Consider the following 24,135-nt stretch of genomic DNA (forward strand, 5'->3'; position numbering starts at 1 on the left):
TACTATAGAAATAATAACGCCGGTAAGTACCGGCGTTATTATCAGATGACAGGATTACTCTTTTGGATCTTTACCCGCCAGCAGCTTGTCCAGCTCGTCGCCGCCCACGTGACGGAAGTCCTGACCCTTCACGAAGTAGAAAATGTATTCGCAAATGTTCTGGCAGCGGTCGCCGATACGCTCAATGGAGCGCGCACAGAACAGGGCCGTCAGTACGCTTGGGATCGTACGGGAATCTTCCATCATGTAGGTCATCAGCTGGCGCACGATGCCTTCATACTCCTGATCGACTTTCTTGTCTTCGCGGTAGATACGCACCGCTTCGTCCAGATCCATACGCGCAAAGGCATCCAGCACGTCGTGCAGCATCTGCACGGTGTGGCGGCCCAGCGACTCCAGGCTGACCAGCAGCGGCTGGTGCTGCTGAGAGAACTTCTCCAGCGCGGTACGGCAGATTTTATCGGCGACGTCACCGATACGTTCCAGCTCGGCGATGGTTTTGATGATCGCCATCACCAGACGCAGGTCGCTCGCCGTCGGCTGACGCTTCGCGATAATGCGCACGCAGGCCTCGTCGATGGCGACTTCCATCATGTTGACGTTTTTGTCGCCTTCAATGACGCGCTTCGCCAGCTCGCTGTCCTGGTTGTGCATCGCCGTAATCGCATCAGAAAGCTGCTGCTCGACCATGCCGCCCATGGTCATCACCTGGGTGCGAATGCTTTCCAGCTCTGCGTTGAACTGGCCGGAAATGTGTTTATTAAGATTGAGGTTGTCCATGGTTTCTCCACATGCACTAAGGCAAATCAACCGTAGCGGCCAGTAATATAATCTTCGGTTTGTTTCTTCGCGGGCTTAGTGAACAGATCGTCCGTGTTACTGAACTCAATCAATTCACCCAAGTACATAAACGCCGTGTGATCGGAACAACGTGCAGCCTGCTGCATGTTGTGGGTCACGATAACCACGGTGTAATCCTGCTTCAGCTCGGTGATCAGTTCTTCAATACGACCGGTTGAAATCGGGTCCAGCGCTGAACACGGCTCATCCAGCAGCAACACTTCCGGGCGAATCGCAATACCGCGCGCAATGCACAGACGCTGCTGCTGACCACCGGAGAGAGAGTACCCGCTCTGGTGCAACTTATCTTTGGTTTCGTTCCATAATGCGGCCTTGGTCAAAGCCCACTGCACGCGCTCATCCATATCGGCACGGGAGAGCTTTTCAAACAGGCGAACGCCAAAGGCGATGTTGTCATAAATGGACATCGGGAACGGCGTGGGTTTCTGGAACACCATCCCCACTTTCGCGCGCAGCAGGGCGATATCCTGAGCCTGGGTCAGAATGTTTTCGCCGTCGAGGATGATTTCCCCTTCAGCGCGCTGCTCCGGATAGAGCGAATACATTTTGTTAAAGGTACGCAGCAGCGTGGATTTCCCGCAGCCGGACGGACCGATAAATGCCGTGACCTGGTTCTTTGCGATATCCAGGTTGATGTTCTTCAGGGCATGGAATTTGCCGTAGTAGAAGTTCAAATCACGAACCTGAATCTTACCCGGGGCAGTATCAACCATACTCATTGACTCATTTCCTCATTCGGCGCCGCGATCTGCCGCGCCGTAAAAAATTAACCGTGTTTCTTCTTCGCGAAAATGACGCGCGCCAGAATGTTCAGCAACAGTACGCAAAGGGTAATGATCAGCACCCCGGCCCAGGCCAGCTGCTGCCATTCCGCGAAGGGGCTCATCGCAAATTTAAAGATCGTCACCGGCAGGTTGGCGATCGGCTGCATCATGTCCGTGCTCCAGAACTGGTTGGAGAGGGACGTAAACAGCAGCGGTGCCGTTTCACCCGCGATACGCGCCACCGCCAGCAGGATACCGGTCATGATCCCGGAGACCGACGCCTTCAGCGTAATCGCAGAGATCATCTTCCATTTCGGCGTACCCAGCGCGTAAGCCGCTTCACGCAGGCTGTCCGGCACCAGTTTCAGCATGTTCTCGGTGGTTCGAATCACAATCGGCACCTGCAGCAGCGCCAGCGCAATGACGCCCGCCCAGCCGGAGAAGTGTTCCATCTGCGCCACCACCACGGTGTAAACGAACAGACCCACGACGATAGACGGGGCTGACAACAAAATATCGTTAATGAAGCGAATCACTTCCGCCAGCCAGGATTTACGGCCGTATTCTGCCAGGTAGATGCCCGCCATGATGCCCAGCGGCGTGCCGAAGACCGTCGCCCAGAGGATCAGCAGTCCGCTGCCCGCCAGGGCATTCGCCAGGCCACCACCCGCCGTGTTCGGCGGCGGCGTCATTTCGGTGAACAGCGACAGTGACATTCCGTCAATCCCGCGAACGACCGTCGAGAAGAGGATCCAGACCAGCCAGAACAGGCCGAATGCCATCGTCGCCATAGAGAGCGTCAGGGCAATGCGGTTTTTCATGCGGCGTCTGGCCTGCATTTTGCGGCGGGATTCCGCCAGTTCAGCAGTTGCTTGCATTTCGAGAGTGGCCATTAGCGTGCTCCCTCATTTTTAGCGAGACGCATAATCATCAGCTTGGAAATCGCCAGAACAATGAAGGTAATAACGAACAGAATCAGACCCAGCTCCATCAGCGCCGCGACGTGCAGACCCGATTCCGCTTCCGCAAATTCATTCGCCAGCGCAGAGGTAATACTGTTACCCGGCATATAGAGCGACGCGCTGTCGAGCTGGTAGGTGTTACCAATGATAAAGGTGACCGCCATGGTTTCACCCAGCGCACGACCTAAGCCCAGCATCACGCCCCCGATCACCCCATTTTTGGTGAACGGAAGGACGATGCGCCAGATCACTTCCCAGGTGGTGCAGCCGATACCGTAGGCCGACTCTTTCATCATCACCGGCGTTTGTTCGAAGACATCGCGCATAACCGCCGCAATGTACGGAATAATCATGATGGCGAGGATCACGCCAGCCGCCAGAATGCCGATACCGAAAGCCGGGCCAGAGAACAGGGCCCCCACAAACGGAATGGCAGAGAGGACGTTACCCACCGGTTCCTGGAAGTACGTGGCGAACAGTGGCGCAAAGATGAACAGGCCCCACATGCCGTAGACGATACTCGGAATAGCTGCCAGCAGTTCGATGGCGATCCCCAGCGGACGACGCAGCCAGCCCGGCGCCAGCTCCGTCAGGAACAGGGCAATACCAAAGCTTACCGGAACCGCAATCAGCAGGGCGATGAATGAGGTCACCAGCGTGCCGTAAATTGGCACCAGGGCACCGTAGATGTCGTTCGGCGCGTCCCACTCTTTGGTCCACAGGAAGGAGAAACCGAATTTCTGGATGCTCGGCCAGGAGGAGAAAATCAGAGACACGATAATGCCGCCCAGCAGCAATAGCACAATCAGCGCAGCCAGTTTGACCAGCGCGCTGAAAATCATGTCACCTTTTTTACCCGGAGGGTTAAATGCAGGCTTGGTTGCAGCCATAAATTACTCTTCTGTTAAACGCGTTTACGAAATCGCCGGGTGGCGCTTGCGCTTACCCGGCCTACAGTCGGAACCGTAGGGCGGGTAAGCGCAAGCGCCACCCGCCATTTTCGTCAGAATGCTAAATTAATACAATGCTTTACCGCTGCTGTCTTTTACGTTGGTTTTCCATGCAGCGCGAATCTGCTCAACCACGTTGTCTGGCAGGGTGGCGTAATCCAGAGCGTTAGCCTGTTTGCCGCCGTTTTTGTATGCCCAGTCGAAGAACTTAAGCACTTCAGCGCCCTGCTCAGGTTTCTTCTGCTCTTTGTGCACCAGGATGAAGGTGGTAGAGGTGATTGGCCATGCACCTTCGCCCTTCTGGTTAGTCAGATCCTGCGCGAAGGATTTGCTCCAGTCAGCGCCTTTGGCGGCGTTAGCAAAGTTCTCTTCGGTCGGGCTAACCGGTTTGCCGTCGGCAGAAACCAGTTTGGTGTAGGACAGGTTGTTCTGCTTCGCGTACGCATACTCTACGTAGCCGATGGAGCCAGGCAGACGCTGTACGAACGCGGCGATACCGTCGTTACCTTTACCGCCCAGACCGGTAGGCCAGTTAACGGTAGAGCCGGAGCCGACTTTAGATTTCCACTCTTCGTTCACTTTCGCCAGGTAGCTGGTGAACACGAAAGAGGTACCGGAACCATCCGCGCGGCGAACCACGGCGATGTTCTGAGAAGGCAGCTTCAGGCCTGGGTTGAGCTTAGCGATCGCTTCGTCATCCCATTTTTTGATGTTGCCCAGGTAGATGTCACCCAGCGTTTTGCCGTCCAGCACCAGCTCGCCCGACTTCACGCCCGGCAGGTTGATGGCCAGAACCACGCCACCGATCACGGTAGGGAACTGGAACAGGCCTTCCTGAGCCAGTTTGTCATCAGACAGCGGAGCGTCAGACGCGCCGAAATCAACCGTGTTCGCGGTAATTTGTTTCACGCCACCGGAGGAGCCGATACCCTGATAGTTAACCTTGTTACCGGTTTCTTTCTGGTAGGTATCCGCCCATTTGGCATACACCGGCGCAGGGAAGGTTGCACCAGCGCCAGTCAGGCTTGCTTCTGCAAATACAGAGAACGCGCTCAGAGATAAGGTCGCGGCGACAACAGTTGCGACAGTGGTACGCATAACTTTCATAATGTCTCCTGCAAGATTTTCGTAAATCGTTGTTTAGTGGCTACGATGAGCAAAATAGGACAAACAGGTGACAGATAAATGTACGAATTATGACAGTTTTATGACAATGAAAATTTAACTTAAAATTAAACAAAACAAAGCTTAATTTTCATCGAGTTAGTCACTTTTATGACAGGTTGTTTTCAGAAATATTTTCTTTATGTGACACTGAAAAAAGTAGCTGAAGATGACAAATTGTCATTATTAAAAATGAGAAAGGATTGATGAAAAACAAACCAGGCAGGATAAAAAAGCTCCACCCGAAGGTGGAGCCTGAAGGGTTTATTCTACAGTGACCGATTTCGCCAGGTTACGCGGCTGGTCGACGTCGGTGCCTTTGATTAGTGCCACGTGGTAAGCCAGCAGCTGCAGCGGAACGGTGTAGAAGATCGGTGCAATCACCTCTTCCACATGCGGCATCTCGATGATGTGCATGTTGTCGCTGCTGGCGAAACCGGCATCTTTGTCGGCGAAGACGTACAGGACACCGCCGCGGGCGCGCACTTCTTCGATGTTAGATTTCAGTTTTTCCAGCAGTTCGTTATTTGGTGCCACAACGATGACCGGCATATCGGCGTCAATCAGCGCCAGCGGGCCGTGTTTCAGTTCGCCTGCCGCATAGGCTTCAGCGTGAATATAGGAGATCTCTTTCAGCTTCAGCGCGCCTTCCAGCGCAATCGGATACTGATCGCCACGACCCAGGAACAGGGCGTGATGCTTGTCAGAGAAATCTTCCGCCAGCACTTCAATGCGTTTGTCCTGAGACAGCATCTGCTCAATACGGCTCGGCAGCGCCTGCAGACCATGAACGATGTCATGCTCAACGGAAGCATCTTCGCCTTTCAGACGCGCCAGCTTCGCCACCAGCATCAGCAGAACGGTCAGCTGAGTGGTAAACGCTTTAGTGGAGGCCACGCCGATTTCGGTACCCGCTTTGGTCATTAGCGCCAGATCGGATTCACGCACCAGGGAAGAGCCCGGGACGTTACAGATGGCCAGAGAGCCCAGGTAACCCAGCTCTTTAGACAGTCGCAGCGCAGCCAGGGTATCCGCCGTTTCACCAGACTGGGAAAGGGTGATCATCAGGCTGTTACGACGCACCGCAGATTTGCGATAGCGGAATTCAGACGCAATTTCCACATCACACGGCACGCCCGCCAGGGATTCAAACCAGTAGCGAGAAACCATACCGGAGTTGTAGGAGGTGCCGCAGGCCACGATCTGAATGTGCTCAACCTTGCTGAGCAGTTCGTTCGCGTTTGCGCCCAGCTCGCTCAGATCCACTTCACCGTGGCTGATGCGCCCGGTCAGGGTGTTTTTGATGGCGTTTGGCTGCTCGTAAATCTCTTTCTGCATGTAGTGACGGTAAGCGCCTTTATCGCCCGCGTCGTACTGCAGGTTAGATTCGATCTCCTGGCGCTTCACCTGCTCGCCTTTGGTATCGAACACGGTCACGCTGCGGCGAGTCACTTCGGCGATATCCCCCTCTTCCAGGAAGATAAAGCGGCGGGTTACCGGCAGGAGCGCCAGCTGGTCAGAGGCGATAAAGTTTTCACCCATGCCCAGACCGATAACCATTGGGCTACCGGAACGCGCAGCCAGCAGCGTGGACGGATCGCGGGAATCCATGATCACCGTACCGTACGCACCGCGCAGCTGAGGGATAGCACGCAGCACCGCATCACGTAGTGTACCGCCCTGCTCCAGCTCCCAGTGCACCAGGTGAGCAATCACTTCGGTGTCGGTTTCAGAGACGAAGGTGTAGCCGCGCGCTTTCAGTGCTTCGCGCAGCGGTTCGTGGTTTTCGATAATGCCGTTGTGCACAACCACGATGTGTTCAGACACATGCGGGTGCGCGTTGCCTTCAGACGGTTCGCCGTGCGTCGCCCAGCGGGTATGCGCAATACCGGTTCCCCCGTGCAGCGGATGTTCTTCCGCGGCCTGGGCCAGCATCTGCACTTTACCGAGACGACGCAGACGGGTCATATGACCTTCTGCATCGACGACAGCCAGACCGGCAGAGTCGTAACCACGGTATTCCAGACGACGTAAACCTTCGAGAAGGATTTCAGCAATATCACGCTGCGCAACTGCGCCAACAATTCCACACATAATTTATATTCCGAATTTAGGCATTATGCCTGCGTTGTCGCTGACCTGTATTTGCCCTTTCCGGGCGCCCCGAGCCTTGTAGAGAGTGGGGTTATTTTTATGGGTACTGCTTGTGGGGGGAGATATATATTTATCTCCTCTCCCGGGTTTGCCTGATGACGGCTACGCCTTATCAGGCCTACTCAATCGTAGGGCGGGTAAGCGTAGCGCCACCCGCCTTGTTGTTATTTTTTCTTCACCGGGCGTTTCCAGCCCTGCTTGCTGACCTGCGGAACGCGGCTTAATACCAGCTCGTTCTCAGCCACATCGCGCGTTACGGTTGTTCCAGCGGCAATAGTCACCCCGTTACCCACGGTAACCGGTGCCACCAACTGCGTATCGGAGCCAACGAACACGTCATCACCAATGATCGTTTTAAACTTATTGGCGCCGTCATAGTTACAGGTAATCGTCCCTGCACCAATATTCACGTTATTGCCAATTTCCGCGTCGCCCAGATAGGTCAGATGACCGGCTTTAGAGCCTTTACCCAGACGCGCTTTTTTCATCTCCACGAAGTTACCCACGTGAGCGCCTTCCAGCAGCTCAGCCCCCGGGCGCAGGCGCGCAAACGGGCCGATAGTACAGGCCACGTCCAGACGGGCATCTTCCACCACGCTGTACGGGCTGATTTCGCAGTCGTCACCGATGATGCTGTTTTTGATCACGCAGCCGGCGCCAATTTTGACGCGGTTGCCCAGCGTCACGTTACCCTCGAGGATAACGTTAGTATCAATTTCAACGTCACGCCCGTGAGATAATGAGCCACGCAGATCGAAACGCGCCGGATCGCGCAGCATCACGCCTGCCAGCAGCAGTTTTTCAGCCTGTTCGGACTGATAAACACGCTCAAGGCGGGAAAGCTGAAGACGGTTATTCACCCCTTCGGTTTCGCTGATGCGTGCCGGATGGACCGCCGCAATCTCGCGCCCTTCGTGGTACGCCATCGCAATAATATCGGTGATATAGTATTCACCCTGCGCATTGTTGTTGTTGAGCTTCGACAGCCAGCGCTTCATATCCGCGCCATTGGCAATCAGGATACCGGTGTTGATCTCCTGAATCTGACGCTGCGCCTCACTGGCATCTTTATGCTCAACAATACCCGTAACGTTGCCGTTTTCACGGGTGATACGGCCATAACCGGTTGGATCGTCCAGCACGACGGTTAATAAACCGATGCCGCCCTGCGGTTTGGCTTCACGCAGGCGAGCCAGTGTTTCAACAGAGATCAGCGGGACATCGCCGTAGAGCATCAAAATGTCTTCGTCATCCGCAAAGAAGGGCGCTGCCTGCTGCATGGCATGGCCTGTACCCAACTGTTCAGCCTGAAGCACCCAGTTGAGCTTGTCGTCGCTCAGCGTCTTTTTAAGCAGATCGCCGCCGTGGCCGTAGACCAGGTGAACCTGATTAGCACCCAGTTCATTCGCTGCATCAATGACATGCTGCACCATTGGCTTTCCTGCAAGCGTGTGAAGCACTTTAGGCAGGTCGGAATACATGCGGGTCCCTTTGCCTGCAGCAAGGATCACCACGCTCATCGCACTGTTTGACATACGCATCCTGACGGTAGTTTGAGTGAGAAGTAAAAACGTTTGATGCTTAAAATTCTACATCTTTTTCAGCATGAATTAAGGCCGAAAAAAAAGCCAGCCTGGTATCCAGACTGGCTTTTGTGCTTTTCAAGCCGGTGTTACATCGCTTTTTTGGTCAACTCGATAACGCGCAGTTTCGCGATCGCTTTGGCCAGCTCCGCAGACGCCTGAGCGTAATCCACGTCACCATGAGAGCTGTTAATGTGCTCTTCAGCCTTACGCTTCGACTCCAGGGCTCGCGCTTCGTCGAGATCCTGGCCACGAATAGCGGTATCGGCCAGAACGGTCACACTGCCAGGCTGCACTTCAAGAATGCCGCCGGACAGATAGATAAACTCTTCGTGACCGAACTGTTTAACGATGCGGATCATACCAGGCTTAATGGCGGTGAGCAGCGGTGCGTGACCCGGGAAAATACCCAGTTCACCTTCACTACCCGTTACCTGGATTTTCTCGACCAGACCAGAGAACATTTGTTGCTCTGCGCTGACGACGTCCAGGTGGTAAGTCATTGCCATATCACCCTCCGATTAAGGCGTTAAAGTTTTTTGGCTTTTTCCACAGCTTCTTCGATGGAACCAACCATGTAGAACGCCTGCTCTGGCAGGTGATCGTATTCGCCTTCCATGATGCCTTTAAAGCCACGGATGGTGTCTTTCAGGGAAACGTATTTACCTGGAGAACCGGTGAATACTTCCGCAACGAAGAACGGCTGGGACAGGAAGCGCTGGATCTTACGCGCACGTGCTACCACCAGTTTGTCTTCTTCAGACAGTTCATCCATACCCAGGATGGCGATGATGTCTTTCAGTTCCTGGTAACGCTGCAGCAGGGACTGTACGCCACGCGCGGTGTCGTAGTGTTCCTGACCAACAACCAGTGGATCCAGCTGACGGCTGGTGGAGTCTAGCGGGTCAACGGCCGGGTAGATACCCAGAGACGCGATCTGACGGCTCAGTACCACGGTTGCATCTAAGTGCGCAAAGGTGGTGGCTGGTGATGGGTCAGTCAAGTCATCCGCAGGTACGTATACCGCCTGAACGGAGGTGATAGAACCGGTTTTGGTAGAGGTGATACGTTCCTGAAGAACACCCATCTCTTCCGCCAGCGTAGGCTGATAACCTACCGCTGAAGGCATACGACCCAGCAGAGCAGATACTTCAGTACCGGCCAGGGTGTAACGATAGATGTTATCAACGAACAGCAGAACGTCACGGCCTTCGTCACGGAACTTCTCAGCCATCGTCAGGCCGGTCAGCGCAACGCGCAGACGGTTTCCAGGTGGCTCGTTCATCTGGCCGTAAACCAGGGATACTTTGTCCAGAACGTTGGAGTCGGTCATTTCGTGGTAGAAGTCGTTACCCTCACGAGTACGTTCACCTACGCCCGCAAACACAGAGTAACCGGAGTGCTCGATCGCGATGTTACGGATCAGCTCCATCATGTTTACGGTTTTACCTACACCCGCACCACCGAACAGACCAACTTTACCGCCCTTCGCGAACGGACACATCAGGTCGATAACTTTGATACCGGTTTCCAGCAGTTCCTGAGAGCTGGACAGCTCTTCGTAGGAAGGTGCCGCGCGGTGGATAGCCCAACGCTCTTCTTCACCGATGTCGCCTTTCATGTCGATTGGCTGACCCAATACGTTCATGATACGACCCAGTGTTGCTTTACCTACCGGGACTTCGATCGGGTGCTCAAGGTCTTTTACTTCCAGACCACGACGCAGACCGTCGGAAGAACCCATCGCGATGGTACGCACGATACCGCCGCCGAGCTGCTGCTGAACTTCCAGCACCAGGCTCTCGTTACCATTCTGTACCTCAAGCGCGTCGTACACGCGTGGTACGGCGTCCTGAGGGAACTCGACGTCCACCACGGCGCCGATTACCTGGACAATCTTTCCAGTAGCCATCTTGAATCCTCTACGTAATTCGTAAACCTGGTTAAACCGCGGCGGCCCCCGAGACGATCTCGGTGAGTTCCTGAGTAATGCTGGCCTGACGAGCTTTGTTGTAAACCAACTGCAGCTCTTTAATCAGGCTGCCGCCATTATCGGTCGCGGCTTTCATCGCCACCATTCGTGCGGCCTGCTCGCTGGCCAGGTTTTCTACAACGCCCTGATAAACCTGAGATTCAACGTAACGACGCAGCAGGGTATCCAGCAGCGGTTTCGGATCGGGTTCATACAGGTAATCCCAGGTTTTTTGCTTCAGCTCGCCATCTTCTGATGCCGGTAACGGCAGCATCTGAGTGAGCGTTGGAACCTGAGACATGGTGTTAATGAATTTGTTGCTGACAACGTACAGTCTGTCCAGACGGCCTTCATCATAAGCCTGCAACATCACTTTAACCGGGCCGATCAGTTCGGACAGGGACGGGTTATCACCCATACCGGTCACCTGAGCGACAATGTTGCCACCAACGGAGTTAAAGAAAGAGACGCCTTTAGAGCCGATCATTGCGATATCGCACTGAACGCCTTTTTCAGACCATGCTTTCATATCCGCCAGCAGTTTTTTGAACAGGTTAATGTTCAAGCCGCCACACAGACCACGGTCGGTCGACACCACCAGGTAGCCCACGCGCTTAACGTCGCGTTCTTCCAGGTAAGGGTGCTTATATTCCAGATTACCGTTTGCAAGGTGACCAATCACTTTGCGCATGGTTTCTGCATAAGGACGGCTGGCCGCCATGCGATCCTGCGATTTACGCATTTTGGAAGCGGCGACCATCTCCATCGCTTTAGTGATCTTTTGCGTGTTCTGGACGCTTGCGATCTTACTACGTATCTCTTTTGCGCCGGCCATGAGCTTCTCCTCAATGCCAGGCGGCTTGTCCTGAGACAAGCCGCCGGACGATTACCAGGATTGGGTTGCTTTGAAGGAATCGAGGATAGCTTTCAGCTTGCCTTCGATTTCGTCGTTATAGCCACCGGTCTGGTTGATCTCTTGCATCAGCGGAGCGTGATCACGGTCGACGTAAGCCAGCAGAGCGGCTTCGAAGCTACCGATTTTCGCCAGTTCCACATCTTCGAGGTAACCGCGTTCAGCCGCGAACAGAACCAGGCCCTGCTGAGCAACAGACATTGGTGCGTACTGTTTCTGCTTCAGCAGCTCGGTCACTTTCTGACCGTGGCTCAGCTGTTTACGGGTTGCTTCGTCCAGATCGGATGCGAACTGAGAGAACGCAGCCAGTTCACGATACTGTGCCAGCGCGGTACGGATACCACCGGACAGTTTCTTGATGATCTTGGTCTGAGCAGCACCACCAACACGGGATACGGAGATACCCGGGTTAACTGCCGGACGAATACCGGAGTTAAACAGGTTGGTTTCCAGGAAGATCTGACCATCGGTAATGGAGATTACGTTGGTCGGAACGAACGCAGAAACGTCACCCGCCTGGGTTTCAATGATCGGCAGAGCGGTCAGAGAGCCCGTTTTACCCTTCACTTCACCTTTGGTGAAGTTCTCGACGTATTCCGCGTTAACGCGGGAAGCACGCTCCAGCAGACGAGAGTGGAGGTAGAATACGTCGCCAGGGAACGCTTCACGTCCAGGTGGACGACGGAGCAGCAGGGAAACCTGACGATAAGCAACAGCCTGTTTAGACAGGTCATCGTATACGATCAGCGCATCTTCACCGCGGTCACGGAAGTATTCGCCCATTGCGCAACCGGCGTATGGCGCCAGGTATTGCAGTGCAGCAGATTCAGACGCGGTCGCCACCACAACGATGGTGTTAGACAGTGCGCCGTGCTCTTCCAGTTTACGAACCACGTTGGAAATGGTGGACGCTTTCTGGCCGATGGCCACGTACACACATTTGATGCCGGAGTCACGCTGGTTGATGATGGCGTCGATAGCCATCGCGGTTTTACCGGTCTGACGGTCACCGATGATCAGTTCACGCTGACCACGACCGATTGGGATCATGGCATCAACGGACTTATAACCTGTCTGAACAGGCTGATCTACGGACTGACGGTCGATAACGCCCGGTGCGATAACTTCGATTGGGGAGAAGCCATCGTGCTCAACCGGACCTTTACCGTCGATTGGCGCACCCAGGGTGTTAACAACGCGACCGAGCAGGCCACGGCCAACCGGCACTTCCAGAATACGGCCAGTACACTTAACCTTCATGCCTTCGGCGAGGTCAGCGTATGGACCCATCACAACTGCACCAACGGAGTCGCGCTCCAGGTTCAGTGCGATAGCGTAACGGTTACCCGGCAGGGAAATCATCTCACCCTGCATACAATCGGCCAGGCCGTGGATGCGGATAACACCGTCACTTACAGAAACAATAGTACCTTCGTTGTGAGCTTCACTCACAACATTGAACTGAGCAATGCGCTGCTTGATCAGTTCGCTGATTTCGGTGGAATTCAGTTGCATGCTCCAGTCCCCTTAAGACTGCAAGACGTCTGCAAGGCGCTCAAGACGGCCGCGTACGCTGCCATCAATGACCATATCACCCGAGCGGATGATTACGCCTGCCATTACAGACTTATCGATTTTGCAATTCAGCTTAACTTTGCGTGACAGACGTTTTTCCATCGCGGCGGTAATTTTCGCAAGCTGTTCGTCACTCAGTTCAGTCGCAGAAGTCACTTCGACTTCAGCGGTAGCTTCACTAAGGGCACGTAAGTGCTCAAACTGCTCGAGAACATCCGGGAGCACACGGAGACGACCATTCTCTGCCATCACCTTAATCAGGTTCTGGCCGTTGGCATCCAGTTGCTCTCCGCACACGGCGATAAACGACGCGGCGAGGGTTTCAGGTGCTAACGCACCGGAAAGCAACTCGGCCATTTGTTCGTTTTTCGTCACCTCAGCGGCAAACGCCAGCATATTCTGCCAGCGATCGACATTTTGGTGTTCGATAGCAAAGTCAAAAGCTGCTTTGGCGTAGGGGCGAGCTACCGTAACAAATTCAGACATCAGCCCCTCCCTCCTTACAGTTCAGCGACAAGTTTGTCCACGATGTCGCTGTTAGCAGCTTCATCCACGGAACGTTCGATGATCTTCTCGGCGCCAGCAACAGCCAGAATCGCAACCTGCTTACGCAGTTCTTCACGAGCACGTTTACGCTCAGCTTCAATTTCAGCCTGAGCCTGTGTCACGATCTTAGTACGTTCCTGTTCTGCTTCAGCTTTGGCTTCGTCCAGGATCTGCGAACGGCGTTTGTTAGCCTGTTCGATGATAACCTGAGCTTCCGCTTTCGCTTTTTTCAGCTGGTCTGTCGCGTTGGCCTGTGCAAGGTCCAAATCTTTCTTAGCGCGTTCTGCAGAAGCCAGACCGTCAGCAATTTCTTTCTGACGTTTTTCGATGGCAGCCATTAAAGGCGGCCATACATACTTCATGCAGAACCAGACAAAGAGAATAAACGCGATGGCCTGGCCGAGGATTGTTGCGTTCATGTTCACAGCACAATACCTCTTTAATATCTGTGGCTTAGGGTTTTAAAACTACTACTACGCGACAGCAAACATCACGTACAGACCCAGACCTACAGCGATCATTGGGATAGCATCCACCAGACCCATAACGATAAAGAACTGAGTACGCAGCAGAGGAATCAGATCAGGTTGACGCGCAGCGCCTTCCAGGAATTTGCCCCCGAGGATGCCGATACCGATCGCAGCACCGATAGCCGCCAGACCCATCATCACAGCGGCAGCCATGTACAGCAGATCCATATTCAGGTTTTCCATGACAGTCTCCAGTTTGTTTCAATTAAAACGTAGTAGTGTTGGTAAAAAATCAGTGCTCTTCAGACGCCATCGACAGATAGACGATCGTCAGAACCATGAAGATAAAGGCTTGCAGCGTAATGATCAGGATGTGGAAAATGGCCCACGGCACATTCAGAACCCACTGTGACCACCACGGCAGAAGACCCGCGATCAGAATGAAAATCAGCTCACCCGCATACATGTTGCCGAACAGTCGCAGACCCAGTGAAACAGGTTTGGACAGCAGGCTAACGCCTTCCAGGATCAGGTTGACCGGAATAAACGCCCAGTGGTTGAACGGCTGCAAGGTAAGCTCTTTCACAAAGCCGCTTACGCCTTTCATTTTGATGCTGTAGAAAAGAATCAGGATAAACACGCCCAGCGCCATCGACAGGGTGATGTTCACGTCCGCAGACGGTACCACACGCAGTGCAGGCAGGCCGAAGATGTGCTCGCCGATGAACGGCAGCAGATCGATTGGCAGCAGGTCCATCAGGTTCATCAGGAAGACCCAAACGAACACGGTCAGCGCCAGCGGAGCAATCAGCTTGCTCTTACCATGGTACATGTCTTTGACGCTGCCATGGACGAAGCCGATGATCATTTCGATGAAGGTCTGGAATTTCCCTGGTACACCGCTGGTCGCTCGTTTAGCAACACCGCGGAACATGGCCAGGAACAGAAGACCCAAAACCACCGAGAAGAACATGGAGTCGATGTTGATCGTCCAGAAGGTGGCCGGGGGGTTATGTGGATCCACCAGCGAGAATGTACGCAGGTCCAGCTGAAGGTTATTCAGATGGTGACCTATGTAATCCTGCGGCGTCATATTTTCTGAAGCCATGATGCCTTTTACCCTTTGTTATTGATTACAGCTGGAGCCAGAACTTGTACCACCAGCACCAAAACCCACGTTGCTATCAGCGGCATGAAGACCACTTTCAAAACCGCCAGCGCCATCACCAGTAGAGCAAAGGTCAGCAACACCTTACACACTTCGCCGAGGGCGAAGGACCAGGCCACGCGGCCTTTGGCAGGTGTATGCGCCTGATGACGCCAGGCAAAAATCATAAACAACACGTTTGGCAGCACAACCGCCAAACCCCCGCACACGGCGGAGATGCCCCAGAAGGGGTCTTTGAGGCTAAACAGCAGTCCACTTGCTATCACAGCCAGAAACTGAATGAACAGAAGCTTACGAGCAACGTTTCTACTCAAGAGCGACACAGACATCACGTTTTTACTCCTGCTCCCTTCGAGGTATGCCGCGTGTCGTATAAAACGTCCTTTAAGGCTCAGAGTCAAGCATCAAAAAGCGGTCAAATTATACGGTGCGCACCCGTGATTTCAAACATTAAGTAGCGAAAAGGTGAATAAATGTTTAAATATTTTTCCCCACCGCTATTTTTTAACTTTCGCTGAAAGCGTCAACCTTCGACCAAAACTGCAAACAGCGCGAAAACGTTGACGATAAAGCGTGCACGAGATCACAAAACACACATTTGCGATAAGGTTGTATTTATCAAAGGCGCAAATCGCGGAAATTTATCTTTATGAAATTAAACGCAAAACGTCGTAACTATTTTCAAAACAGCCCAGTACACAATAAAAACCTTTTATTGACATTCTTAATAAATAATTAACATTACGTTCTGGTTACTGCCTTCCACTTTTAGCAGACTTATATTTTCACAGATGACTATCTTCTCGGTGAATACTAGTTACTTCGTTAACCGGAAGAAAAACCTTAGTGAAGCAGAGGTTAAAAGCTGCCCGATAAATCCCCGCTAGTTGTGCTGTTTTTTAACATGATAAGAACAGCACGAATTCCACATTTTTTATTAATTTTTTAAAAATTGTTTGGCTTAATTATCACCAGGTGACGTTCACCTTCGAGCTGAGGAATCTCTAATTTCTCAATAGACTCGACAGCAAAACCGTCCGGAAGCTGTTCAATCTCATCGCCTGGCAACTGCCCTTTCAGCGCATAAAAGCGGCCGTTTTCCGCAGGTAAGTGTTTGCACCAGCTCACCATATCGTTGAGCGACGCAAATGCGCGGCTGATAACCCCATCAAACGGCGGCTCTGCCGGGAACTCCTCTACCCTGCTCTGCACGGGCGTGATGTTCTCAAGCTTCAGCTCATGCTGTACCTGACGTAAAAAGCGCACGCGTTTGCCGAGGCTGTCCAGCAGCGTGAAATGGCTCTCAGGGCGAACAATCGACAGCGGAATACCCGGCAGACCAGGGCCCGTCCCCACGTCGATAAAGCGTTCACCTTTCAGCCAGGGGGCAACCACGATGCTGTCGAGAATGTGGCGAACGAGCATCTCGTTGGGGTCGCGAACAGACGTCAGGTTGTACGCTTTGTTCCATTTGTTCAGCATATCGACATAGGCCACCAGCTGATTTTTCTGGTGATCGGTGAGCGAAATACCTGCCTGATCCAGCAGACGAGAGAGTTTGTTGAGCACGGTGAATACCTGTTGAGAGACTTAAGTGGCGGGTGGCGCTTCGCTTACCCGCCCTACGGAGTTCAGTAGGCCCGGTAAGCGCAGCGCCACCGGGCAATTTCAAGGCTTTACGCGCTACGGCGCAGCATGCCCTGCTTTTTCAGCCACACCAGCAGGATCGAAATCGCCGCTGGAGTCACGCCCGAGATGCGGGACGCCTGGCCGATCGATACCGGTTTGTGATCGTTCAGCTTAGCGATCACTTCGTTGGAAAGGCCCGTCACCTGGCGGTAGTCCAGCATTTCCGGCAGCAGCGTGTTTTCGTTACGCTGCTGTTTTTCGATCTCATCCTGCTGACGCGCGATGTAACCTTCGTACTTCACCTGGATCTCAACCTGCTCCGCCGCTTCAGCATCTTCGAGGCCCGGCGCGAACGCGGTCAGTTTGACCAGGTTCTCGTAGGTGACTTCAGGACGGCGCAGCAAATCTTCACCGCTGGCCTCGCGCGACAGCGGCGCGGTTAAGTGAGCGTTTACTTCAGCAGCGGTTTCCGCCTGCGGATTCACCCAGGTGGTTTTCAGACGCTGACGTTCCTGTTCAATGCGCTCCAGCTTCTCGTTGAAGCGCGCCCAGCGTTCGTCATCGACCAGGCCGAGCTCGCGGCCCATTTCGGTCAGACGAAGGTCGGCGTTATCTTCACGCAGCATCAGGCGATATTCTGCGCGAGAGGTAAACATACGGTACGGTTCTTTGGTACCCAGCGTGCAGAGATCGTCAACCAGCACGCCCAGGTACGCCTGAGAACGGCCGGGTGCCCAGCCTTCTTTCTCGGCAGAGAAGCGCGCAGCGTTCAGGCCGGCAAGCAGGCCCTGTGCAGCCGCTTCTTCGTAGCCGGTGGTGCCGTTAATCTGACCCGCGAAGAACAGACCGTGGATGAATTTGCTCTCCAGGGTCGGCTTCAGGTCACGCGGATCGAAGAAATCGTACTCAATAGCGTAGCCAGGGCGAACGATTTTTGCGTTCTCCATACCCTGCATTGAGCGAACAATTTGCATCTGCACGTCGAACGGCAGGCTGGTGGAGATGCCGTTCGGGTAAATTTCGTTTGAGGTCAGCCCTTCCGGCTCCAGGAAGATCTGGTGCTGGTTGCGATCGGCAAAGCGCATCACTTTGTCTTCAATCGACGGGCAGTAGCGCGGACCGATCCCTTCGATCACGCCAGCGTACATCGGGCTGCGATCGAGGTTATTGCGGATCACATCATGGGTTTTCTCGTTGGTATGCGTGATATAGCACGGCACCTGCTGCGGATGCTGTGCCGCATTGCCCATGAACGAGAAGACCGGCATTGGGTTATCACCGTGCTGTTGCGCCAGCACGCTGAAATCAATGGTACGCGCATCAATACGCGGCGGCGTACCGGTTTTCAGGCGGCTAACGCGCAGCGGCAGTTCGCGCAGACGGCGAGACAAGGGAATAGACGGCGGATCGCCAGCACGACCACCGCTGTAGTTATCCAGGCCGATATGAATTTTACCGTCCAGGAATGTCCCCACGGTCAACACCACGGCTTTGGCGCGGAATTTGAGGCCCATCTGGGTCACAGCGCCTACGACGCGATCGTTCTCAACGATAAGATCTTCGACCGCCTGCTGGAAGATCATCAGGTTCGGCTGGTTCTCCAGCGCGGTACGCACCGCCTGACGGTAAAGTACGCGGTCTGCCTGTGCACGGGTCGCACGAACAGCAGGCCCTTTGCTTGCGTTTAGTATCCTAAACTGGATGCCAGCATGATCGATCGCTTTCGCCATCAGGCCGCCAAGTGCATCCACTTCTTTTACCAGGTGTCCTTTCCCAATGCCGCCAATCGCCGGATTACAGGACATTTGTCCCAGCGTGTCGATATTGTGTGTCAAAAGCAGGGTCTGCTGACCCATTCGCGCTGCGGCCATTGCGGCCTCAGTGCCTGCGTGACCCCCGCCAATGATGATGACGTCAAAAGGATCCTGATAAAACATGGTGGTCTGCCTCGCGTAAAGCGGTATGAAAATGGATTGAAGCCCGGGCCGTGGATTCTACTCAACTTTAGTCTTTCGAGAAAGCATTGGGATCCTGGGCTATTAAAAAGAAGATCTTTTTATTTAGAGATCTGTTCTATTGTGATCTCTTATTAGGATCGCGAACCCATGTGGATAAGTCCGATCTCATAAAGAAGATCATGTAGTTAGAAAGGATCGTTTGCTGTGAATGATCGGTGATCCTGGACCGTATAAGCTGGGATCAGATCGCGACTTTATACACAGGCCAAAAACGACGCTACGGTTGTTCTTTGGATAACTACGGGTTAATACGAGCTTTTAACCAGAGTTATCCACATCTGTTCGCACGATCTTTAATCGTTTTTGAGTAAATTTTTCCATTCCGCGAGCCAGATCTCGGCTGGATCCTCCGGAATGTCATGATCGAGGATGTTGATCTTGAGTGTTTCACCCAGCTGTTTTGCTCCGCAGGAGGTCACAGCGGCTTCGACTTTCTCTATTGCCCCGCAAAAAGTGTCATATTCACGACTGCCGATCCCTACTGCGCCAAAACGGACGTTTGACAGGTCGGGCTGCTGTTCCAGTAGTTCGTCATATAAAGGTTGCAGGTTATCCGGCAGATCGCCCGCGCCATGCGTGGAGGTGATCAGCAGCCAGACCCCGTCAGTCGGGAGATCTTCCAGCAACGGGCCGTGCAGGGTTTCTGTGGAAAAGCCCGCCTCTTCCAGCTTTTCAGCCAGATGTTCCGCTACGTATTCTGCACCACCCAGGGTGCTGCCGCTGATAAGGGTAATGTCCGCCATTGATCGCTCGCCCAGATAAAGAGACGGCCATTGTACGCTGTGAACGAGCTGGGATCTACCTGTGGAAAATGTGGGAATGGATTTGCCCGATCACGGGCGGATGGTACGCATGATCGGGTTTTGCAGGGAGATCAGGGTCTCGGTGGACTGAATTTCATCGATTGTTTGGATCTTGTTGATAAGTACCTGCTGGAGCGCGTCGATGGATCGGCACATGACTTTAATAAAGATGCTGTAGTGCCCGGTGGTGTAGTACGCCTCGGTGACTTCATCCAGCGCGTTCAGTTTCGCCAGGGCGGAAGGGTAGTCTTTGGCGCTTTTAAGAATGATGCCGATGAAGCAGCAGACGTCGTAACCCAGCTGCTTCGGGCTGACGTCAATGCGAGCACCGGTAATGATCCCTGCCTGCTTCATCTTCTCTACGCGAACGTGAATGGTTCCCGGGCTGACGCCAAACTGTTTCGCCAGTTCGGCGTAGGCGGTACGGGCATTGGCCATTAACGCCTCCAGAATGCCGCGGTCGAGATTGTCGATCTGATAATTTTCCATAGCTTTTTCTTATGAAGATTAATGAATCACTCTATTCTAGCGCCTTATTTTATCGAATCAAAAGTGAAGGTGGCTTTTTGTTGATGGGTTATTGAATAAGGTGCCATTTCTGTTGCTTAATCAATATCAACAGGACGCAGGAGTATAAATAATGAAAACCGCTTACATCGCAAAACAACGCCAGATCAGTTTCGTAAAATCCCATTTTTCCCGCCAGCTGGAAGAGAAGCTTGGGCTGATTGAAGTCCAGGCGCCGATCCTCAGCCGCGTGGGTGACGGGACGCAGGATAACCTCTCTGGATGCGAAAAAGCGGTACAGGTGAAAGTGAAAACACTCCCAGATGCTCAGTTCGAAGTGGTTCATTCACTGGCGAAATGGAAGCGTCAGACCCTGGGACAACACGACTTCAGCGCGGGCGAAGGGCTCTACACGCACATGAAAGCTCTTCGCCCCGATGAAGACCGCCTTTCTCCGATTCATTCCGTTTATGTTGACCAGTGGGACTGGGAGCGAGTGATGGGGGATGGCGAGCGTCACGTCGGCACGCTGAAATCCACCGTTGAGGCGATCTACGCCGGGATAAAAGCAACCGAAGCAGCCGTAAGCAAAGCGTTTGGTCTGGCACCGTTCCTGCCGGATACGATCCACTTTGTGCACAGCCAGGAATTGCTGACCCGTTTCCCTGATCTGGATGCTAAAGGCCGCGAGCGCGCGATTGCTAAAGAGCTGGGTGCGGTGTTCCTGATTGGGATCGGCGGCAAGCTGTCTGACGGTAAGCGCCATGACGTTCGTGCGCCGGATTATGATGACTGGAGCACCACCGGTGAGGGTGAATTTGCCGGTCTGAACGGCGATATTCTGGTCTGGAACCCGGTACTGGAAGACGCATTCGAGCTTTCTTCTATGGGGATCCGCGTGGATGCTGACGCGCTGAAGCGCCAGCTGGCGGTGACCGGTGATGAAGATCGTCTCAAACTGGAGTGGCACCAGGCGCTGCTGCGTGGGGAGATGCCGCAGACGATTGGCGGCGGTATCGGCCAGTCCCGTCTGACCATGCTGCTGCTTCAGCTGCCCCATATTGGTCAGGTTCAGTGTGGCGTCTGGCCGCAGCAGGTTCGCGAAAGCGTCGGCTCTCTTCTGTAATTAACGCTGCCAGCGTCTGAGCAGGCGGCTGCGCAACCCGGTATCAAAGCGCCAGATATGATCGAAGATGCGCATGATGCCGGGTTTTCCATGGGCGGACATCGCCACTGCATGAAAACGGTGCTGATGCACACGCTGTAATTCCTTCACTTTATTTATCACGTCATCCGGCAGCCGCTGGGCGATAAAATCGGAAATCACCACCGCGTCAGCGTCGTACCAGTCGCCGCCCTGCATCCGCTCAACGATGCTGCGAAAACAGCTGGCCAGATCGGTGCCGCCGCGAAAACGCTGGCTCAGGAAGCGGATTGCCTGCTCGATCCCCTGCTGGTTCGTCAGCTCATAGCCTACGACTTCGCTGGAGAACAGCATGATGAAGCAGCGACGGCGATCGGCGAGCGCCACGCGCATCAGCGCCAGACAAAACGCTTTTGCACACTGCTCGTTAAACCCACCCATCGATCCGGATGTATCCACGCAAACGATGAAGGGTCCGCGCGGCTGTTCATCAAAATCCTGATGAACGACCGGCCGCTGGCTGATTTTCTCGCGCCAGGCTTCACCGTGCAGCCGGTAGGTAAGGAGCTGTTTTTCCACCAGTCGACGGTAAAACTCATACTCCAGCTCGGTCATCCCCAGCGTGCTCAGCTCCGTGGGCAGCAGACGCAGAATATCATCGCTCTGCTGGAGCCCGTCGACCTGCTCCGGAACGGTGGCCGGCTCACGCACCAGGGTGCGGAAGGTTTCCATCGGGGCGTCTTTCTTTGGAACTGACTTCGCCTCCCTTGAGCGTCCCAGCTGTTCTGCAAGCTTCATCAACTCGGGCTGCTGCGTCAGAAAATCGCCGTATTTGACGATCAGCTGATAGTCCCCGCGCCGGAGCTGGCCGGCGCTCATATCCCAGAGACGCCCTGCCGCGTTCTCATTTTCCACCAGCACCTGCTCAAGCTGGCCGCTTAAGGTCATGCGTTCCTGAACTTCACTGAGCAGCTGTTCGCGCTCTTCATCCAGCAGCTGCTGGTTTAGCGTCGTGGCCTGCACCACCAGGCTGAGACGCCAGCGCTGTAAAAAGAGGGTGTGCAGTGCGGGAGTGAACGTGGCGTTGTCCGTGACCAGCCCCCGGGCCTGGCTGGCAAACGGGGAGTGGACCTTGTCGAGCAACGTCAGGGTTTGCGGAAGCTGGACGATAAACTGCGGCGTGGAGAGCCGCTGGCACTGCTGATAGCAGGCCACCTCTTCCGTTAACTCAGGCGGAACTTCGGTCTCCCTGAAGCGCTGACGCAAATTTTCGCGCCAGCGCGGAAGATCGTCCGTCATCGCCTTTTTGAGCTTCGGAAATTTTTCAAAGAAGGCTGCCAGCTGCGGCGAAGCCAGAAGGGTTATGACCACTTCTTCGATCAACCCTTCCTCGCTGACGGCCAGCATGACGTTAAGCGTATCCAGAGTTAGCATTGACGCGCCTGTTTAATCTGCGCGCTGACGTCCTGCAGGCTGGCTTCAATGCGACCTAACCAGTCGCTATGAATAAAGAGGCATTTTTGCTGCTCGCTAAAGCGGGTGTGCTGCTGGTGCCATTCGGTATCCAGCGCGTCCAGCTGCTGCTTAATCTCTTCGGGAACGCTGTCAGAGGCGGTTCCCGGAAGCGCGAGACGCGAGCCCTGCAGGCTGACGTCGCGGATCACCAGGTGCTGGCTGCTGTCGACTTCCATATTCAGCGGCTGCGCGAAACCGATACCGTTGAGCTTTCCGCGGATCTCTCCGCCCTTATCCAGCCACTGCGCCAGCGCTTCGCGCTCAATCGTCACGTGCACCACCTGCATATCATGCAGCTTGAGCGGCTGCTGGAGCAGCAGGGTCAGCGTCGGGCTGGTGAGTTCGGCGGGTAATTCATAGTGCGGTTTGCGGGCGAACATCCCCCCCAGGCGATTCACTTTCAGCGCGGTTTTATCACTTTGCTGCTGCTGAAGCTGGATGCGCCGCTGGGCAATTGCCCCCAGTTGGTTGAGCATCGCCTGCTGTCCCCAGGCGTGTCCGGTCATCAAAACGTCAAGCTGCTGCTGCATCAGATTCATGCCTTCCGCGTCGTGCCAGAGGCAATCTTTCAGCAGGATCAGATCGATGGGGGCAACAGCATCGCGGCCGCTAAACAGGGCGCTGGTCTGCAGGAGGCGGATCGCTTTTTTCCAGCGGCGATCGGAGACATAGGGCGCAGAAGGAAGATGATCAAGCTGCTGACGCAGCAGATAGATCAGCTCGAATACCGCGTCCGGCAATGTGATTTTGCCAATATCCTGCTGCCACTGGTAATACTCTTCATCCGTCACCTGCAGCGAAGCGGATACCGGGTTTTCACTTTCATCCTGCTGGCTGATCAGCATGGAGCGGAAGTTAGACTTATCCTGTACTTTGTCCAGCCACAGGCGGATGAGCATACGGTCATACAGCGCTTCCAGGCTGCTGTCGGCTTCGGGCAGTTCGTTAGAGGCGGCCACCAGCAGGCGCATCGGGATTTTCTCTTCACTGGCGCCGTTACGGAACCGACGTTCGTTTATCGCCGTGAGCAGGGTGTTCAGAATGGCCGGTCCCGCTTTCCAGATCTCATCAAGAAAGACAATTTCTGCCTCAGGCAGATACCCCGCCGTCAAACGCTCGTAGCGCCCTTCATCTTTCAGCGCCTGAATGGAAAGGGGGCCAAACACCTCTTCCGGGGTAGAAAAGCGGGTCATCAGGTATTCAAACGCGCGGGCGTTCTGAAAAGCAAACTTAAGCCTGCGGGCAATCAGGCTTTTGGCGATGCCCGGTGGCCCAAGCAGAAACACGCTTTCACCGCTCAACGCCGCCAGTAAACAGAGGCGAATGGCGTGGCTACGCTCGAAAAGGCCTTTCTCCAGCGCGCTGCTGAGGCGGGAAATTCTTTCTGCTAATAAATGTGAGTGAGCCATAATAGTTTTGCATCCTTTCGCCGTCGTG

General features: G+C 54.2%; 23 protein-coding genes. 1 reads left to right on the plus strand and 22 read right to left on the minus strand.

Annotated elements, in window-relative coordinates:
• Positions 1-54: 54 nt before the first annotated feature.
• The 20 genes from phoU to asnC form a co-directional block, all read right to left on the minus strand.
• Positions 55-780, minus strand: a complete 726-nt coding sequence (phoU, locus tag ACMGGE_RS16740) for a phosphate signaling complex protein PhoU (protein ID WP_008500182.1) — start codon at positions 778-780, stop codon at positions 55-57.
• Positions 781-806: 26 nt separating this feature from the next.
• A complete protein-coding gene (gene pstB, locus ACMGGE_RS16745; RefSeq protein ID WP_008500183.1) occupies positions 807-1,580 on the minus strand; it encodes a phosphate ABC transporter ATP-binding protein PstB in 774 nt (257 codons plus the stop codon).
• Positions 1,581-1,627: 47 nt separating this feature from the next.
• On the minus strand, positions 1,628-2,518 hold the full coding sequence (gene pstA, locus ACMGGE_RS16750; RefSeq protein ID WP_024907882.1) for a phosphate ABC transporter permease PstA: 891 nt from the start codon (positions 2,516-2,518) through the stop codon (positions 1,628-1,630).
• The gene (gene pstC, locus ACMGGE_RS16755) at positions 2,518-3,477 is read right to left on the minus strand and encodes a phosphate ABC transporter permease PstC (RefSeq protein WP_023309793.1); all 960 of its coding nucleotides are present in this window, start codon (positions 3,475-3,477) and stop codon (positions 2,518-2,520) included. Before pstC ends, pstA begins: the two co-directional genes overlap by 1 nt.
• Positions 3,478-3,603: 126 nt before the next feature.
• On the minus strand, positions 3,604-4,644 hold the full coding sequence (gene pstS, locus ACMGGE_RS16760; protein ID WP_032675678.1) for a phosphate ABC transporter substrate-binding protein PstS: 1,041 nt from the start codon (positions 4,642-4,644) through the stop codon (positions 3,604-3,606).
• A gap of 321 nt (positions 4,645-4,965) precedes the next feature.
• Complete coding sequence (gene glmS, locus ACMGGE_RS16765) at positions 4,966-6,795, minus strand: glutamine--fructose-6-phosphate transaminase (isomerizing) (protein WP_021242665.1); 1,830 nt, start codon at positions 6,793-6,795, stop codon at positions 4,966-4,968.
• 224 nt (positions 6,796-7,019) lie between these two features.
• On the minus strand, positions 7,020-8,390 hold the full coding sequence (gene glmU / locus ACMGGE_RS16770; RefSeq protein WP_414455821.1) for a bifunctional UDP-N-acetylglucosamine diphosphorylase/glucosamine-1-phosphate N-acetyltransferase GlmU: 1,371 nt from the start codon (positions 8,388-8,390) through the stop codon (positions 7,020-7,022).
• 137 nt (positions 8,391-8,527) lie between these two features.
• On the minus strand, positions 8,528-8,947 hold the full coding sequence (locus ACMGGE_RS16775) for a F0F1 ATP synthase subunit epsilon (protein ID WP_003862360.1): 420 nt from the start codon (positions 8,945-8,947) through the stop codon (positions 8,528-8,530).
• A 20-nt stretch (positions 8,948-8,967) separates the two neighbouring features.
• Positions 8,968-10,350, minus strand: a complete 1,383-nt coding sequence (atpD, locus tag ACMGGE_RS16780; protein ID WP_003862362.1) for a F0F1 ATP synthase subunit beta — start codon at positions 10,348-10,350, stop codon at positions 8,968-8,970.
• Positions 10,351-10,381: 31 nt separating this feature from the next.
• Positions 10,382-11,245 (minus strand): F0F1 ATP synthase subunit gamma, encoded by an 864-nt coding sequence (gene atpG, locus ACMGGE_RS16785; RefSeq protein ID WP_024907886.1) that lies wholly within the window; start codon positions 11,243-11,245, stop codon positions 10,382-10,384.
• A 51-nt stretch (positions 11,246-11,296) separates the two neighbouring features.
• Entirely contained in the window at positions 11,297-12,838 is a 1,542-nt protein-coding gene (atpA, locus tag ACMGGE_RS16790) for a F0F1 ATP synthase subunit alpha (RefSeq protein ID WP_003862367.1), read from the minus strand.
• Positions 12,839-12,850: 12 nt separating this feature from the next.
• On the minus strand, positions 12,851-13,384 hold the full coding sequence (atpH, locus tag ACMGGE_RS16795; RefSeq protein ID WP_008500192.1) for a F0F1 ATP synthase subunit delta: 534 nt from the start codon (positions 13,382-13,384) through the stop codon (positions 12,851-12,853).
• A 14-nt stretch (positions 13,385-13,398) separates the two neighbouring features.
• Positions 13,399-13,869 (minus strand): F0F1 ATP synthase subunit B, encoded by a 471-nt coding sequence (atpF, locus tag ACMGGE_RS16800; protein WP_003862370.1) that lies wholly within the window; start codon positions 13,867-13,869, stop codon positions 13,399-13,401.
• 48 nt (positions 13,870-13,917) lie between these two features.
• Positions 13,918-14,157 carry a F0F1 ATP synthase subunit C gene (gene atpE / locus ACMGGE_RS16805; protein WP_000429386.1) on the minus strand — a complete coding sequence of 80 codons (240 nt, stop codon included), beginning with the start codon at positions 14,155-14,157 and terminating at the stop codon, positions 13,918-13,920.
• A 49-nt stretch (positions 14,158-14,206) separates the two neighbouring features.
• Positions 14,207-15,022 (minus strand): F0F1 ATP synthase subunit A, encoded by an 816-nt coding sequence (gene atpB / locus ACMGGE_RS16810; protein ID WP_008500193.1) that lies wholly within the window; start codon positions 15,020-15,022, stop codon positions 14,207-14,209.
• Between the two features lie 8 nt (positions 15,023-15,030).
• A complete protein-coding gene (gene atpI / locus ACMGGE_RS16815) occupies positions 15,031-15,411 on the minus strand; it encodes a F0F1 ATP synthase subunit I (RefSeq protein ID WP_008500194.1) in 381 nt (126 codons plus the stop codon).
• Between the two features lie 616 nt (positions 15,412-16,027).
• Positions 16,028-16,651 (minus strand): 16S rRNA (guanine(527)-N(7))-methyltransferase RsmG, encoded by a 624-nt coding sequence (gene rsmG / locus ACMGGE_RS16820; protein ID WP_045909355.1) that lies wholly within the window; start codon positions 16,649-16,651, stop codon positions 16,028-16,030.
• 107 nt (positions 16,652-16,758) lie between these two features.
• Complete coding sequence (mnmG, locus tag ACMGGE_RS16825) at positions 16,759-18,648, minus strand: tRNA uridine-5-carboxymethylaminomethyl(34) synthesis enzyme MnmG (RefSeq protein WP_014072433.1); 1,890 nt, start codon at positions 18,646-18,648, stop codon at positions 16,759-16,761.
• 374 nt (positions 18,649-19,022) lie between these two features.
• On the minus strand, positions 19,023-19,472 hold the full coding sequence (gene mioC / locus ACMGGE_RS16830) for an FMN-binding protein MioC (RefSeq protein WP_008500197.1): 450 nt from the start codon (positions 19,470-19,472) through the stop codon (positions 19,023-19,025).
• 90 nt (positions 19,473-19,562) lie between these two features.
• A complete protein-coding gene (gene asnC / locus ACMGGE_RS16835) occupies positions 19,563-20,021 on the minus strand; it encodes a transcriptional regulator AsnC (RefSeq protein WP_008500198.1) in 459 nt (152 codons plus the stop codon).
• Between the two features lie 151 nt (positions 20,022-20,172).
• On the opposite strand from asnC, the gene asnA reads away from it, so the two are divergent.
• Entirely contained in the window at positions 20,173-21,165 is a 993-nt protein-coding gene (asnA, locus tag ACMGGE_RS16840; RefSeq protein WP_420293977.1) for an aspartate--ammonia ligase, read from the plus strand.
• Here asnA and viaA read toward each other — a convergent pair whose 3' ends face one another.
• Together viaA and ravA are read right to left on the minus strand one after the other, a co-directional pair.
• Positions 21,166-22,617: an ATPase RavA stimulator ViaA gene (gene viaA, locus ACMGGE_RS16845; RefSeq protein ID WP_032675674.1), complete on the minus strand. Its 1,452-nt coding sequence runs from the start codon at positions 22,615-22,617 to the stop codon at positions 21,166-21,168.
• Positions 22,611-24,107 (minus strand): ATPase RavA, encoded by a 1,497-nt coding sequence (ravA, locus tag ACMGGE_RS16850; protein WP_420293978.1) that lies wholly within the window; start codon positions 24,105-24,107, stop codon positions 22,611-22,613. Before ravA ends, viaA begins: the two co-directional genes overlap by 7 nt.
• Between the last annotated feature and the right edge of the window lie 28 nt (positions 24,108-24,135).

The sequence above is a fragment of the Enterobacter sp. BNK-22 genome (assembly GCF_048684805.1).
Classification (GTDB): domain Bacteria; phylum Pseudomonadota; class Gammaproteobacteria; order Enterobacterales; family Enterobacteriaceae; genus Enterobacter; species Enterobacter quasiroggenkampii.